Annotated in this window: 11 protein-coding genes; 6 read left to right on the top strand and 5 right to left on the bottom strand. The window is 40.7% G+C overall.

Features of this window, described 5'->3' with window-relative positions; all coding sequences use genetic code 11:
* Position 1: 1 nt before the first annotated feature.
* A complete protein-coding gene (locus PHAL_RS0100780) occupies positions 2-640 on the top strand; it encodes an HAD family hydrolase (protein ID WP_016706488.1) in 639 nt (212 codons plus the stop codon).
* A gap of 166 nt (positions 641-806) precedes the next feature.
* Complete coding sequence (locus PHAL_RS0100775; protein ID WP_016706487.1) at positions 807-1,532, top strand: YebC/PmpR family DNA-binding transcriptional regulator; 726 nt, start codon at positions 807-809, stop codon at positions 1,530-1,532.
* A gap of 199 nt (positions 1,533-1,731) precedes the next feature.
* On the opposite strand, the gene PHAL_RS0100770 is transcribed toward PHAL_RS0100775, so the two are convergent.
* On the bottom strand, positions 1,732-3,909 hold the full coding sequence (locus PHAL_RS0100770) for a malate synthase G (protein ID WP_016706486.1): 2,178 nt from the start codon (positions 3,907-3,909) through the stop codon (positions 1,732-1,734).
* A 254-nt stretch (positions 3,910-4,163) separates the two neighbouring features.
* Here PHAL_RS0100770 and PHAL_RS0100765 point away from each other — a divergent pair, with 254 nt between their 5' ends.
* A complete protein-coding gene (locus PHAL_RS0100765; protein ID WP_016706485.1) occupies positions 4,164-5,765 on the top strand; it encodes an isocitrate lyase in 1,602 nt (533 codons plus the stop codon).
* A 527-nt stretch (positions 5,766-6,292) separates the two neighbouring features.
* On the opposite strand, the gene PHAL_RS0100760 is transcribed toward PHAL_RS0100765, so the two are convergent.
* A complete protein-coding gene (locus tag PHAL_RS0100760) occupies positions 6,293-8,317 on the bottom strand; it encodes a S9 family peptidase (protein ID WP_016706484.1) in 2,025 nt (674 codons plus the stop codon).
* A 750-nt stretch (positions 8,318-9,067) separates the two neighbouring features.
* Between PHAL_RS0100760 and PHAL_RS0100750 the strand changes: the two genes are divergently transcribed.
* Complete coding sequence (locus PHAL_RS0100750; protein WP_016706483.1) at positions 9,068-9,973, top strand: heme/hemin ABC transporter substrate-binding protein; 906 nt, start codon at positions 9,068-9,070, stop codon at positions 9,971-9,973.
* A 15-nt stretch (positions 9,974-9,988) separates the two neighbouring features.
* On the opposite strand, the gene PHAL_RS0100745 is transcribed toward PHAL_RS0100750, so the two are convergent.
* From PHAL_RS0100745 to PHAL_RS0100730, 3 genes are all read right to left on the bottom strand, one after another.
* A complete protein-coding gene (locus tag PHAL_RS0100745; protein ID WP_016706482.1) occupies positions 9,989-10,441 on the bottom strand; it encodes a hypothetical protein in 453 nt (150 codons plus the stop codon).
* A gap of 75 nt (positions 10,442-10,516) precedes the next feature.
* Positions 10,517-12,583, bottom strand: coding sequence for a TonB-dependent receptor domain-containing protein (locus tag PHAL_RS0100740; protein WP_016706480.1), 2,067 nt, complete (start codon positions 12,581-12,583; stop codon positions 10,517-10,519).
* 546 nt (positions 12,584-13,129) lie between these two features.
* Positions 13,130-13,681, bottom strand: coding sequence for a 4'-phosphopantetheinyl transferase family protein (locus tag PHAL_RS0100730; protein ID WP_016706478.1), 552 nt, complete (start codon positions 13,679-13,681; stop codon positions 13,130-13,132).
* Positions 13,682-13,861: 180 nt separating this feature from the next.
* Between PHAL_RS0100730 and PHAL_RS0100725 the strand changes: the two genes are divergently transcribed.
* Complete coding sequence (locus PHAL_RS0100725; RefSeq protein WP_016706477.1) at positions 13,862-14,242, top strand: VOC family protein; 381 nt, start codon at positions 13,862-13,864, stop codon at positions 14,240-14,242.
* 170 nt (positions 14,243-14,412) lie between these two features.
* Positions 14,413-15,324, top strand: coding sequence for a GGDEF domain-containing response regulator (locus PHAL_RS0100720; RefSeq protein WP_016706476.1), 912 nt, complete (start codon positions 14,413-14,415; stop codon positions 15,322-15,324).
* Positions 15,325-15,335: the final 11 nt, after the last annotated feature.

Below are 15,335 nucleotides of genomic sequence, written 5' to 3'. Positions count from 1 at the left end.
TATGAATATGCATCAGAGCTTGATTGCTGGGGTCATTTTTGATTTAGATGGTACATTGATGTCATCGGAGTTAGACTTCACTTTGATAAAGGCACAGCTTGGCTGCCCTATAGAGCTCGACTTACTTAGTTTTATTGCACAGCTTCCTTCCCCCTATATGCGAGAAGAAGCAATGAATATTGTTCACCAGCATGAGCTTATAGATGCTCAACACGCAACCTTACTACCTGGCGTGGCACAGGCTATTAGGCAGCTAAAAGAACAAGCAATACCGATGGCCATTGTAACGCGCAATTATAACCGTGCTGCTGCACTTAAATTAAAGAATAACCCATTGCCAATCCAAACGGTACTAACCCGCAGTGATGCACCGGCAAAACCTGATCCTAGTGCCCTGAATGCAATTGCAACGTTATGGGGAATCGATCAGCAGCATATACTTTATGTTGGTGATTATCTTTATGACATTCAAGCTGCACATAATGCCAATATGCGAGCTTGTTTATATGCGCCGACTGAAACTCCGACATACGCCAGTCAAGCTGATTATATTTTAAAACACTTCTCTGAATTACCAGAATTAATACATCAGTTAAGTGAAACGCAGCATCAATCATTGACCTCACAATCTATTGTTTGATGAATTTAACAGGTTATGTTAAATAGCGTGTTGTTTTACTTTTATTAAACCCAAGTCATTAAAAATTAAATATCAAATTGTAATTTTGCAGTCATTTAATCACTAGCTGAAAACAGCGTGAATTGTTAAAATAGCGTCAATATCGAGTTTCCAATAGAGGCATAAGATGGGCAGAGCATTTGAAGTCCGTAAAAACGCCATGGCAAAAACAGCCAATGCGAAAACTAAAGTTAATTCTAAATACGGCAAAGAAATTTACGTCGCTGCAAAAAATGGTGAACCAGATCCAGAAGTAAACCAATCTCTAAAACGTTTAATTGAACGTGCCAAACGAGATCAAGTTCCTGCGCATGTAATCGAGAAAGCAATAGAAAAAGCGGCCGGCGGTGCGGGGGAAGATTATTCACCTGCCCGTTACGAAGGTTATGGCCCAGGAAATTGCATGGTGATTGTTGATTGTTTAACGGATAATCCAAATCGTACTATTAAAGATGTGCGCTTACCATTTACTAAAACAGACTCGAAAATAGGCACTCCAGGCTGTGTTGCTCATATGTTTGATCATTTAGCTGTTTTAGGTTTTGCAGGTGATGATGACGAAGTCGTGCTCGAGGCCTTAATGATGGCCGATGTGGATGTGACAGACGTTGAAGTCGAAGAGGGTAAAGTGTCGGTATTTGCACCGCACACAGAGTATTACAAAGCAAAAACTGCGTTAGAAGATGCATTTGCAGACATTAACTTTGAAGTTGATGAAATCACCTTTGTACCGCAAGTCCATGTAGAAATTACCGATGCAGATGACATCGCCAATTTCGAAAAGTTTATTACCATGCTTGAAGATTGTGATGACGTACAAAATGTTTATCACAACGCCACGGTGATTAGTTAAGGGTAGCTGCGAGTTTACCTCGCGATAATAAGATTATTCGCGGTGGTGAAGATATCACTGAAAGCGCATTATTTTTAATGCGCTTTTTTGTTGGTTACTGAATGTTGGCTATTCATGTGAGTGATGGTTAAAAGGAAATTTAAGCAAAAAAAGCCAGCCCGAAGGCTGGCAATATGACACTAACAAACTCGAAGGGGAGTTATTGTTGCGCTTTAAACTTTATACGAAACGCATGCAATAATGGTTCAGTATAACCACTAGGTTGTTTAACCCCTTCTAATACAAGGGCTAGCGCGGCTTGATAAGCAATGCTGTTCGCTAAACTTTGCTCAGAACCAGCCATAGCTACGTACCCTGTATCACCTTCATTTTGACCATCTACGACTTTTGCCATTTTTGCCATGGTGCTCTCTATTTGCGCTTGCGTGCACACGCCATGATGCAACCAGTTAGCCATATGCTGGCTTGATATACGTAAGGTGGCTCTATCTTCCATTAAACCAATATGATTGATGTCTGGCACTTTAGAGCACCCTACGCCTTGGTCAATCCAGCGCACCACGTAACCTAAAATACCTTGCGCATTATTATCAAGCTCGGCTTGAATATCTTCTTTGCTTAATGTGCTTACATCTGCCAGCAAGGGGGGGGTTAGTAATTGCGTTAAGCTTGCTTGCTGGCGTTGTGAAATGGCTTTTTGACAAGCAGATACATCTACATCATGGTAATGCATCGCATGTAAGGTAGCCGCAGTAGGGGAGGGCACCCAAGCCGTATTTGCTCCAGATTGCGGGTGAGCGATTTTTTGCTCCATCATTAGCGCCATTTTATCGGGCATTGGCCACATTCCTTTACCTATTTGTGCGCGACCACTTAAACCTGTTTGTAAGCCAATATCTACATTGCGATCTTCATACGCTGCTATCCATGGTTGTTGTTTAATTGCTGCTTTAGGAAGCACCACACCTGCAAACATTGAGGTGTGGATCTCATCCCCGGTACGATCTAAAAAGCCAGTATTTATAAAGACAACGCGTTCTTTGGCGGCCGCAATGCATGCTTTTAAGTTTACTGATGTGCGACGTTCTTCATCCATGATCCCCATTTTTATTGTGTTTCTAGGTAGGTGTAGAAGTTGCTCTACACGGCTAAAAAGGGTATTGGTAAAGGCCACTTCTTCTGGTCCATGCATTTTTGGCTTTACAATATTAATGCTAGCTGCGCTGGAGTTCTTTACAGGACTATTGCCTTGTAAATCATGCAAAGCGGCAGTGACAGTGATCACTGCATCCATGATGCCTTCAAAAATATCGCGGCCTTGACTATCTTGTATTGCAGGATTTGTCATTAAGTGGCCTACATTACGCACAAACATCATACTGCGGCCTTTTAAGGTTAATGATTGGCCGTCAATCCCACTGTAGTGGCGATCTGGAGCCAGTGAGCGCTTAATGGTTTTACCTTCTTTAGTGAATGATTCAACCAATGTGCCTTTCATTAAACCAAGCCAATTTTGGTAAACCTGTACTTTGTCTTCACCATCAACAGCCGCAACTGAGTCTTCACAGTCCATAATGGTTGTTAATGCAGCTTCAAGCACCACATCCTTTAACCCCGCTTTGTCGGCGTTACCAATAGGGTGGTTATGATCTATTTGTAGCTCAATGTGCAGGCCGTGGCTGATCAACAAAATAGCGGTTGGGTTTTGAGCTTCACCTTGAAAACCAACGAGTTGGGCTGGTTGTTTTAGCCCTGTTTGCGAACTATCTCGTAAGGTGATGAAAAGCTGCCCATTGACAACCGAATAGTTGGTACTTTCAATATGTGAGCCATTTTCAAGGGGGATAGCTTTATCTAAGAATTGTCTTGCATAGGCCATTACTTTAAAACCACGAACGGGGTTATAAGTGCTGCCTTTTTCAGCGCCATCGTCTTCACTTAGTACATCAGTGCCGTATAAAGCGTCGTATAACGAGCCCCAGCGAGCGTTTGCTGCGTTTAGCGCAAAGCGTGCATTACTAACCGGCACAACGAGCTGTGGGCCAGCCATTATGGCTATTTCTGGCTCTACATTATCAGTTTCAATGCAAAAATCAGCAGGCTCAGCAACCAAATAGCCGATATCAGTTAAAAACTGTTGATAGTGCTCTGCATCCCAGTGTTTGTGAGTACTATGATAGCTGTCAATCTGGTGTTGAAGGTCTTCACGTTTAACAAGTAACTGGCGGTTAATAGGGCTTAAATCATCAATAATACTGGCAAACCCTTGCCAAAAATGTTGTTCGTTTATTCCTGTGCCCGGCAGTAGTTGTTGGTTAATAAAGTCGGCTAATTGGTTATTGACCGTTAATCCATATTGGCTGTGTGTGAGAGTCATGATCGGTATCCTTTAAACGGTTATGATATTTAAATTATCACGCAATTAAATTGTACATGTTGCAACCATAACGCAAATAAAGTGATTTGCATGCTTTTTAGTCATTCATAAAATATATAGCCAGCATAATAACTATAAATTTACTAAATCTGAAAAAACGGCCTAATGTTGATTTAAGCGCTACGGAGCATGAGCTCTTTAGCCTCTCTCACACACTTATTATTTAGATTAACCCGTTCAAAGGATTTTTTATTATGACTACTTATCAACGTGAAACAGATACTTTAGCAACACTTTGTCAAGCGCAAGGTAAAACCTGGCAAGCTATTAACCCTGAATATGCCAGTCGTATGCGTTTACAAAACCGCTTTCGTACAGGGTTAGAAATAGCACAATTTACCGCAGACATTATGCGTGAAGACATGGCCGCTTATGATGCCGATACGAGCCAATACACGCAATCACTTGGCTGCTGGCATGGATTCACTGCACAACAAATGATGATGGCAATTAAACGTCATCAAAAAACCACAAAGCGCAGCTACGTATATTTAAGTGGTTGGATGGTGGCGGCGCTTCGCTCTGAATTTGGCCCGTTACCAGATCAAAGTATGCATGAAAAAACGTCAGTGCCGGCGCTAATCGAAGAAATTTATACTTTTTTAAAGCAAGCAGATGCTCGAGAACTTGATCACTTATTTAAAGATCTTGATAACGCAAAAGCAAGCGGTGGTGACGTACAAGCCGTACTTGATAAAATCAATAATTTTGAAAGCCATGTGGTGCCAATTATTGCCGATATTGATGCCGGTTTTGGCAATGAAGAAGCCACTTATCTACTTGTTAAAAAAATGATTGAAGCAGGGGCGTGTGCAATTCAAATTGAAAACCAAGTGTCTGATGCCAAGCAATGTGGCCATCAGGCTGGTAAAGTAACCGTACCGCACGAAGACTTTTTAGCAAAAATTAATGCGGTACGTTACGCATTTTTAGAGCTGGGTATCGATAACGGGATTATTGTAGCGCGTACAGATTCACTTGGTGCGAGCCTGACACAAAAGGTACCAGTATCAAAAACTCCAGGGGATTTAGCGAGCCAATACAATGCATTCCTAGAAACTACGCCAATTAATGGGGTAGAAGACTTAAACGAAGGCGATACAGCAATGAAGCTGAACGGCCAATTATGTAAGCCAACACGTCTTGAGAATGGCCTGTATCAATTTCGTGAAGGCACAGAAAAAGACCGTGTGGTGCTTGACTGCGTAACCAGCTTGCAATCAGGCGCTGACTTATTATGGATTGAGACAGAAAAGCCACATGTTAAACAAATTGCTGAACTCGTTAATCGCGTTAAGGAGCAAGTACCCGATGCTAAATTGGTTTATAACAATTCACCATCATTTAACTGGACCCTGAAATTCCGTGAGCAAGTTTATCAACAATGGCTTGATGAAGGTAAAGACCTTTCAGCTTACCCAAGTCTTGATGATAACAAAGCACTCATGGCGCCAGAAATGGATAACACTGAACTTGCTAAAGCCGCTGATGTATTGGTACAAAACTTCCAACGCGATGGCGCAAGAGAAGCGGGGATTTTCCATCACTTGATTACCTTACCTACTTATCATACTGCTGCATTAAGTACTGATATTCTATCTGAAGGTTATTTTGGTGACTTAGGTATGTTGGCCTATGTACGTGACGTTCAGCGTCAAGAAATCCGTCGTGAGCAGGCGTCAGTGAAGCATCAAGACTTAGCTGGGTCGAATATCGGTGATACACATAAAGAGTACTTCTCAGGTGAAAATGCCCTAAAAGCCGGTGGTGAAGCAAACACCATGAATCAGTTTTAAGTTTCAGGTTATTCCAACTCAACAATGTTACAAAGGGCTTTAGGGCCCTTTTTTAATGTGTACAGATCAGTATTTAACTAAGTACAGATCAGTATTTAACTAGCTGCTACTTTTTATCATTATTATGGATCAGAGTTTTATTAACTAAAGGCTGAAAGCCTATTTACACGTAAAATAGGGCTGTTTTTTGATGTTACAGGCACAAAAATTAATATTTAGTGGCGTTTTTAGGCATTGAAACAAAAATATAAACCGATTTTTTACTAACTCGCGGCAACTACAAACCACTTTTTTACCAACTCAAACGCCATAAACAGTGACTCAAACCGATTTTTTACCAACTCAAAGACCTAAAAATGTCATAAACCGAAATTTTACTAACTCACTTTATGCGCAAAGTCCGATACTTTTTAAGTATGTAAGGAGTTACTCACATTATTGGCGTGTAAAGGGGGTTTACAGTATATTGGCTACGAGCTTCGAGTACCTGCAAAGTGCCCGCAGCTCGAAACTCGTAGTCTTAAGCGTTATTGACTGTGCTTATCAAACCACCATTGGATATAGGCTACTTTAGCCATCAAGTTTGATGGGCGCTGCGTAATACCATGAGACGCATCTGGAATACGAACCATAGCGGTATCAACCCCTTGCAGTTTCAGTGCTTGGTAAAACTGTTCAGTCTCTGAAATTGGCGTACGGTAATCAGCTTCACCAGTTAATAGCATGGTCGGTGTTTTCACATTACCCACATAGCTAATAGGAGAGCGTTTCATATAATGTTCAATATGATCCCATGGTTTACCCGGGAACCAGTAATCGGCAAAAAACGGGTAGAAGTCCGCAGTTAGTACAAAACTGATCCAATTGATAACCGGTTTTGCAACCACAGCAGCTGCAAAGCGGTCAGTGTGACCAACTATCCATGCCGTTAATACACCGCCGCCTGAGCCTCCGGTGACAAATAACTTAGACTCATCAATAAAACCTTTGGCAATAAGTGCATCAACCCCTGTCATTAGGTCATCAAAGTCATTGCTTGGGTAATTGTGATGGATGGTTTGTGCAAATTCTTTACCGTATGAATCACTACCGCGTGGGTTCATATATAAAACTACACTTCCCTTTGCCGCAAATAATTGCACCTCAGTACTAAAGTGCGGGCCATAGTTAGCCACGGGGCCGCCGTGAATTTCTAAAATAAGCGGGTATTTTTTACTGCTATCAAAACCCGGTGGGTAAGCTACCCAACCTTGAACAGGTAAGCCATCATGGCTCGATTTAACCCAGATCTCTTCTACTTTTGCCAGTTGTTTATTGCCTAGAGCATCGTCGTTTAGCTTGGTTAAACGTTGCATTTTACCATTTTTAATGACGGCGACATCAGCTGGGCGTTGGGTATCAGCAAGCGTAACAGCCACATCGCCGTCATCGCTGATATCAAAATCGCCACCAGAATATGGGCGACCAAATGACACACTACCTATTTGTTCAGTAATGACTTTGCGTTTGCCGCTGCGTGGTTGGTAAGCAAGCATTGTTTTCCCTTCACTGGCATAGCTAAAGAAGATACCACTGGAGTTATCCGCCCACTTTATTTGGCCAACACTACGGTCAAAATCTGCGGTTAGACTACTGGTATCACCTGATTCTAAATCGCGAATATATAACTGAGAGTTTTCATAATTGGTCTGCTTATCATCGTATCCTGTGTAGGCGAGGTAGCGGCCATTGGGAGAAACTTGCGGTTGGTTATCAGGTCCCACTCGATCAGTAATTGCAGTGATCTGTAAGTCTTTTAAGCTTAGTTGATAAATTTCCGAGTTAGTTGGTTTGAGCCTAAACTCAGCATGTCGATTTGCTGAAAAATACAGTGTATCTCCCTCATTCGCAAAACTAATCGGGCCGCTATGATCAAAATCCCCAGAGGTTAACTGGCGAGCATTACCGCCATTGGCATCGATACTAAATAGATGGCGAAAGCCGGGTTTTGTATAGCCGCCACCGTCAGCACGATAATACACATCATCAATATATTTGGCTGGCTCAGCCCAGTTCGCACCATCTGGTTTACCAGGTAAGTTCACCGGAGAGACTGTTTTACTAGGAACAAATTGACTAAATAGTAATTGCCGGCCATTAGGCGCCCACTGCAAACTAGACGGACTTTGGGTCAGGTTACTAATTTTTGCAACCGCACCTGTTTTTAGCCACTTAACATAAATTTGGCTACTGCCATCGCGAGTTGAAATAAATGCTAAGCGGGTTTCATCAGGTGATAGCACCGGTGAATAATCCATGTGCACACCAGAAGTAAGCGGCTGGAGTTGTTTTGAATTACTATCGACAGACCAAATATTACTGATCTTACGGTCAGATTTTATGTCCATGCGATTACGAACAAAGTACACCGTTTTACCATCATTGGTCATTTCAATTTGGTTGGCATATTCAAGGTCGAATACATTTTCTAATTGTAAGGTATTATCAGCTTGAGCTGCTACGCCACAAAAGCTCACTGCAACCAACAGTACAAGAGGGGAGTGTAATTTCATTTTTATTCCTTGTTATTAAACAGCATTAATACTGTTATAAAGTAACAGAGAATAAAAATATACATATTTCGATGAATGGTTTCTAGGTCAATTATTTACAACAAATCAGAAAAGGTTTTTTTCAAAAAACTGTGAATAAAAATTATTGTTGATTGTTTGTCGGTAAAAATCCTCGAAGTCCCATGCCGAAAATCTCACCGGATCAGTAGACGATAACCACTTTAAAGCGATGTGCCCTGAAGGCGGGGGGCAGTATAAAAAATGTGGAATACCCTCAATCATAAGGACAGAGAATGAGTAACTTAGTCAACCATGAAACTGTGCAAAAAACTGATGCTCCATTTAGCCAGAAACCGCTGCTGGAACAATCTCAGTAGCACAAAGGCTGGGAATTGTTGTAGGTCCTATTGTTGAGACTGGTGTTTTGGCATCGATAATGGCTTGCCTTATGGGCTGATCGCAGTGATGTTAATGTTAGCTACATCACTGCGATCACCGAAGTAATTCTTTTTCCTAGAAATCTTTCCTAGAAATGTATAGCCCTTACTTGCAGCGCGTAAAGCTGTTTCAGGTAAATCAAAACTGGTAAGTTATTTGCGCACTATAACTGCGAGGTTCACCATAAGCGCCAAAAGTATATACACCGACACTTTCAACGCCTGAGTCCAGAGTCTTATCAGTGATAGATAAAGCTACAAGTTAAAAATAGAAACTGTTATTATTTTTGTTTTCAAATTGGATTTGATCACAATGAAGCCCTTTGTACTATTCCTTATTTCGTTCGTTACTTTACTTACTAATAGTTACGTACATGCAAGCTCGCAGCCTCTTAATCCACAAAAAATTGTGGTTGCAGGGGGCTCAATAACGGAGGTTATTTATGCGCTTGGTGAGCAGCAACGTATTGTTGGCGTTGATAGCAGTAGTATTTTTCCAGCTGCAGCCACCACGCAGCCTCAAATTGGCTATGTGCGTAAAATAAGCGTTGAGGGGATATTGTCATTAAACCCTGATCTTATCCTTGCAGAGGCTGATATAGGCCCGAAGAAGGTGGTTGAGCAATTAAAACGTACCGCTGCTAATTTGGTTATTTTGCACGAAAATGATAGCTTCTGGCGGATTGAAAATAAAATAGAGCAAATAGCCAGCCTGATGCAAGTCCAGAGCAAAGGAGCGGAGTTAGCGCAAGCGCTAACAGTAGATCGTGATGCCTTAACGCATATTTTAAAACAAGTAACGACTAAACCTAAAGTGTTGGTTATTCGCAGTGATCAACTCATGGTTGCAGGTTCTGGTACTACGGCAAATGAGTTAGTAGCTATTGCTGGTGGTAAGAATGTGATGGCGTCAAGCGTGGCTAACTGGCAGGCAATATCGAGTGAAGCGGCGCTCGTACTAAACCCTGATGTGATTATTACCATGAGTATTGGTGTGCATGATCAACTACCAAGTTCTGAGTTGTTAAACGCGTTTAAGTTTTCCAATGCAGTTAAAAATAAACGCGTGCATAATTTTGATGTTGCATATTTGCTAAGTATGGGCCCTAGAACGCCGCAAGCGCTTGTTGAATTAGCACATGCTTTTTATCCTCAAGCGCAATTACCTGATGGGTATCAATATAGGTTTTTAAAATCAGCAGCTAATAGTGCTAAATAGCTTTAATTTAATGGGTTAAGTAGCCAATGCGTGAACAAGCGTCTCTATTTGTATGAGCTTTGTTTGCTCAAGTGTCTTATTGTGGCTTGATGTTGTCATTAGCCAAGCATGGGCATCATCAAGTGATTTAACGACAGCACCGGGTATACCAAAGGCTTTTTGTACACTCATTTTTTGCATTCGTTCAAATTGCTGTTCGGGAACCACAATCAACATAGCTTGAACATGCTGCTGCATTTGCTCTGCCGCTCCCTCTTTTAACCACTTTTGCGTAGCTGGGCCAGCTCCTTTTGGGTGCTGTAAAGACTCTTCATCGCTGTAAACACGAACAACGACAAAGGGCTCCGCTTTTTTAAACCAAATATCCCATGCTTGCAAAGAGTTTAAATGCATTTCGAGTGTGCATTCACCGCGTGCAACGGTGATGGCTAATGGCCAAAGGCTATTATCGTGCTTTAGAATTGCCATATTGTATGAATCCTAGTTATTGTTTTTATGAAGGGGTTACGGCAAGCAGGCTTGCCGTGTAAATTATTCGTTAGATCAAAATGTATACTGTAAACCAGCGCTAATGGTTCGTGGTTGAGTTAAAACGGCTTTATCAAAATGGTTGTCAGGTTCATTACTGTCAGCAGGTGCAGTACCCGGATATAGCGCAACAGGCGCATCTTCATCAAAAATATTACGCACTGAAAGGTACAATTTAGTCTGCTCTGATATTAAATAACTTAAGCTAGTATCAAAGGTGGCAAATGCGTCAGTTTTACTGCCTTCATCGTTCGAAATATTGGTATACCAGCCATCAGTGTACTGACCACTCACATTAATAACCCAATTATTTGACTGCCATGTTCCGCCTAACTTCATAGAAGCAGAAGGAACCATAAATAATGAATTTCCTTCTAATCCAGAGCCAGGATAATCAGTGATTTCGGAGTCTAATAGTGCAAAGCTACCGTACAAATTAAATTGTTCATCAATACGCCAATCTGCGCTAAATTCAAAACCAACAGTGGTAACTTTGTCTGCGTTTCTTACTACATAGGCTTCATCACGGGTATTTTCAGGTGTTAAATCAAAGGGCAATTGCATGTCTGTATATTGCGAGTAAAACAGGTTTTGAGATGTGCTTATGCTATTATCAGCCCATTGTTGACGACCATATAATTCCAATGAGTTTACGTATTCTTCGTCGTATTCATAGTTCACAATCGGTGCGCCAAAAGAAATACCACCCCCTCCTGCGTTATAGCCACGGGATAATTGCAAGCCAATGGTATGCTCTTCATTAACTTGATAACTAAGACCTAGCTTTGGTAAGAGAGCGCTGTAATCATTATCTGATTCAATTTTAGCTATTGCCCTATCTGGATCGCCACCTTCACGTTTGCGGTTTTCTTTCTCGTAGCGTAAACCCGCGGTTAGCTCAAACTTTTCATTAAATGGAAATGCGCCCTCGGAGTAGATTGCAAAATTATTGGAATCATCAGTAAAGCTCTGTTTTACAATAAACTGAATCCAATCATCTTGCTTAGAACTATAGTAGCGACTACCAATAACCCACTGTGTACCGTTATCACCTTGATAACGTAAACGAGGTTCAATCACATATTCTTTCGTATCAACATTAGCTTTAGAGCCGTCTGGTGTGGATTTGCGCTCAAAATTAAAATCTGTTGCTGATGCCGTCACTTCCAGCTCTAGTTGTTCATTTATTGCAGCGTTATATTCAACACCTACACTTTTAGTATGCGTTACATGTACAGGCTGCTGTGGAAAATTAGAGCGTCTTTCATTAAACGGGTAATCAATAATTTCACCATTTGGCCCGGTGTATTTATTGTCAGTAAGGGTGACAACGATGCGGGTATCATATTGGTCGTCGCCCTCGTAAAGTAATTTCCCTCTAATTGCACGGCCTTCCATATCAGCTGGATTTTCAACACCTGGGTAAGGTTCATAAGCAACTGGGGAGCGACGTTCAAATTGGTCGGCAGCAAAACGTACAGAAAACTGCTCTGTAAGCGGTTGATTATAAGTGGCTGATAAGCGTTTTTGGTCTAAGTTTCCACCTTCGGCGCGAATTGTAAACTGTTGTTCGAACGTTGGATCTTGCGTTTCAACGCGGATTGTACCTGCGATAGCATTGCGCCCAGCGAGTGTACTTTGTGGACCTCTAAGTACCTCAATCTGATTGAGATCCCAAATGCCTAAGTCGCCAAATACAATTTCGTTATAAGTAGCAGAACGGCCGTCAATTTGCCAGTTTAGCCGTGCCCTGCTGCCGGCAAAAAATGCATTGGCATTTTCTGCGGCGCCAGTACCATCAATCCCTCTAACTGTTGGAGCCTTGCCAGTACCTGTAACCATAGTAATATTAGGGATCTCACTTAGAACATCTCTTACGGTTCTAAGTTCAGGGCGGCTTTCAAGTGTTTTGGTATCAAAAACAACAACACTATTACCACTTTGTAGCAAGCTTCTTGATAACAACTCACCAGTAACTTCTATAAACGTCATTTGATTTACGGTATTACTTTCATCAGTATTTGCTAATACAGTAGTTGATACTAATGCTGCAACAGGGAGTAAGAATTCCTTAATTTTCACTTTAATTCCTTTGTTTGCTAATAGTAATTATTATCAATTGTGCCTTTGTTATTGTTTGTGTGCAACAAATATACGATTACATTTAATGAGTTTCTATTTTCATTTAGTAAGCTATGAAATATGGTTTGGGTAGATACAGTAAAAGCGTATCAAATGATGGAGATTGAACTTAAAAAGGCGTTTTAAATTCGCATTCAGTGAGTACTTGCTCGTTGTTACATTGATAAAACACGGTGACGCAAGTGTTTGGGTTATTTTAAATTGCAGTTGTTGTTTATTAAAAGCAATAAGCTTGGCGGCATCAAAACCAAAAAATTGTTTAACGCTTGGGTAATATACCCAAGCCACTTCAAGATGCAGAATTCAGCGTTTCACAGGGGCTTAATATCAAGGCGTTATTTTGCAAGAATGGCCAATCCCTTTTAAGAAGTAACAACGATGAGAGTAAGTGCCTGTGGAACGCCCAAGGGGTTGGTTTAAAAGCGATTTATACTGCGTTATTGATTTTAACAATAGAACCACTATTATTTGCAATCAATGCCTTGCCTAAATCGCTTTTAAATCCAACTGAAACTCACAACTTGAGGTGGTTTGGGTATAAGCTTTAAAAATACTTTCTTTAGCTGAAAAAATAATCGTTAATGGGTGTGATACTTGTTTGGCTAATCGTTGAAATTGAAAAAGTTCATCAGGGTGCAAAATTTGTTGTTGGAGTTCTTGCTCTTGCTTGGCACTCATTAACTGCTCGATATCGATACCTATTCCTGCAATATCGCTACTGTGAGATACCATTGCCATTGCAGTTTGCTGGCTATGGGTAATACTGCCCACTATTTTATTAGGCCAAATGGGAGCACGATCTGCTGCGTTTATTAGTTCAAAGTTATATATTTTATGTGCCGCGAGCACGTGTTTAGCGCACACTCTACCAGCCAAGTATTCGGCTTTTCTTTTATCTACAGCCTTACTCAATTGTGCAGGGAAAGGAATTTGATGCGCCGCAAAGTCTGCATTAGCAAAATTCGAAATTTCAAATTCACAGCAATAGTATGGATACTGCAGTTGTGGCCTGAGTTTTGTAGTTTGCAGTATTTTCATGAAAACTAAAATTTCCCTATTAATTTCTTTGAACATATTGATTGTACTTTATTTTTCAAAAAGAAAGAAAAGCTAATTCTGATAAGAACTAAAAATGACAGCTTAAATGGACTAAATAATGGACTAAATATCACTACACGGGTATCTTGAATATTGTTTAATAATTGATAAGGAATACCGATGATTGGCTATACAATGCTTGGCACTAATAATTTGCCTAACGCCGTGGCGTTTTATGATGAATTATTCTCTTTACTTAATGCGCAACGCTTTCTAGAAACCAATAACTTTGTCGCTTGGAGTATTGATCCGCAGCAGCCGGGCTTTGCAATTACTAAGCCTCATGATGGCAATGCTGCAACAGTAGGTAATGGCACAATGATCGCGATAGTAGTCGATACGCCAGCCCAAGTTGATGCCTTTTATGCGAAAGCGATTGAGCTTGGTGCAACTGATGAAGGTGCACCTGGCCCGCGAGAAATGCCAGGGTTTTATGCTGGGTATTTTCGTGATTTAGATGGCAATAAACTTAATGCATTCTGTTTTATCCAGTCTTCATAAGCATATTAATATTACCGCCAAGGTTGGTTGCACGTTGCTTTTGTGCGACATTTAATTTTAAATAGGTGCTGTATATAAAATATTAGTTTTTATATTTTTTCAGCACTTCTTACTAAATATGGATTGTTAATTAAGAATATAGTTTCACTTTTAGCAGTAAGGTAAAATAAATGGTCAACTTTGAGTATGGGATCGCAGAGCAGTTACCAAATGCAAAAGTTTTAATTGTTGACGACCAGTTACTGAATATCACTTTATTGCAAAAAATTCTTGCAGGCCATTATCAAACTAGTGTGGCGCACAGCGGTGAAGATGCCCTAAAAATGATCGAAGAGAGCGCGCCAGACATTATTCTACTTGATATCGAAATGGCGGGTATCAACGGGATCGAAACGTGCCGTGTATTAAAAAGTCGCCCTGAGACAAAAAATATTCCAATCATTTTTATTACCTCATTTGGGCAGCATGAAGATTTATGCTGGCAGGTAGGTGGTGTTGATTTTATCAGTAAGCCGATCAATCCAAAAACGGTCTTTAATCGTGTTACTGCACAACTTACACTTAAATTTCAACGCGATAAGTTACTAGAGTTAGTGTTTTTAGATGGTTTAACGGATGTTTACAACCGTCGCTATTTTGACTCCCATTTAACAAAAACACAGTTGAGGGCAAAACGAGAGCAAGGTGATTACGCGTTAGTGATCATTGATATTGATTTTTTTAAGCAGTTTAATGATATTTATGGCCATATCGAAGGAGATAAAGTTTTACAGCAAGTTGCTCATACTATAAAAACCACGTTGCTGCGACCGTGTGATTTTGTGGCTCGTTATGGTGGCGAAGAGTTTGCAGTTATTTTGCCAGATACAGATTTGCGAGGTGGCGCATTGGTTGCTGAGAATATTTTAAATAATATAGCTAAGTTAAAGATTTCTCACAATTATTCAATCTATCAGTACTTGACTGTGAGTGCTGGGCTTGCGACATTCAAGGGGTTATCGGCAAATGAAAGTATTATTAAATCGGCAGACGAAAAGTTGTATGTGTCAAAACAGCAAGGGCGAAATAAGCTAACATTCTAGTCGCTTTTAAA

The organism is Pseudoalteromonas haloplanktis ATCC 14393 (assembly GCF_000238355.1).
In the GTDB taxonomy this organism is placed as follows: Bacteria; Pseudomonadota; Gammaproteobacteria; order Enterobacterales; family Alteromonadaceae; genus Pseudoalteromonas; species Pseudoalteromonas haloplanktis.
This window is presented reverse-complemented; position numbering and strand designations above follow the sequence as displayed.

What these genes read in the sequence shown, in the direction of transcription:
- PHAL_RS0100780 (WP_016706488.1), top strand. Translation starts at nt 2, where the DNA reads ATGAATATGCATCAGAGCTTGATTGCTGGGGTCATTTTTGATTTAGAT.
- PHAL_RS0100765 (WP_016706485.1), top strand. Translation starts at nt 4,164, where the DNA reads ATGACTACTTATCAACGTGAAACAGATACTTTAGCAACACTTTGTCAA.
- PHAL_RS0100760 (WP_016706484.1), bottom strand. Translation starts at nt 8,317, where the DNA reads ATGAAATTACACTCCCCTCTTGTACTGTTGGTTGCAGTGAGCTTTTGT.
- PHAL_RS0100750 (WP_016706483.1), top strand. Translation starts at nt 9,068, where the DNA reads ATGAAGCCCTTTGTACTATTCCTTATTTCGTTCGTTACTTTACTTACT.
- PHAL_RS0100720 (WP_016706476.1), top strand. Translation starts at nt 14,413, where the DNA reads ATGGTCAACTTTGAGTATGGGATCGCAGAGCAGTTACCAAATGCAAAA.
- PHAL_RS0100725 (WP_016706477.1), top strand. Translation starts at nt 13,862, where the DNA reads ATGATTGGCTATACAATGCTTGGCACTAATAATTTGCCTAACGCCGTG.
- PHAL_RS0100770 (WP_016706486.1), bottom strand. Translation starts at nt 3,909, where the DNA reads ATGACTCTCACACACAGCCAATATGGATTAACGGTCAATAACCAATTA.
- PHAL_RS0100730 (WP_016706478.1), bottom strand. Translation starts at nt 13,681, where the DNA reads ATGAAAATACTGCAAACTACAAAACTCAGGCCACAACTGCAGTATCCA.
- PHAL_RS0100775 (WP_016706487.1), top strand. Translation starts at nt 807, where the DNA reads ATGGGCAGAGCATTTGAAGTCCGTAAAAACGCCATGGCAAAAACAGCC.
- PHAL_RS0100745 (WP_016706482.1), bottom strand. Translation starts at nt 10,441, where the DNA reads ATGGCAATTCTAAAGCACGATAATAGCCTTTGGCCATTAGCCATCACC.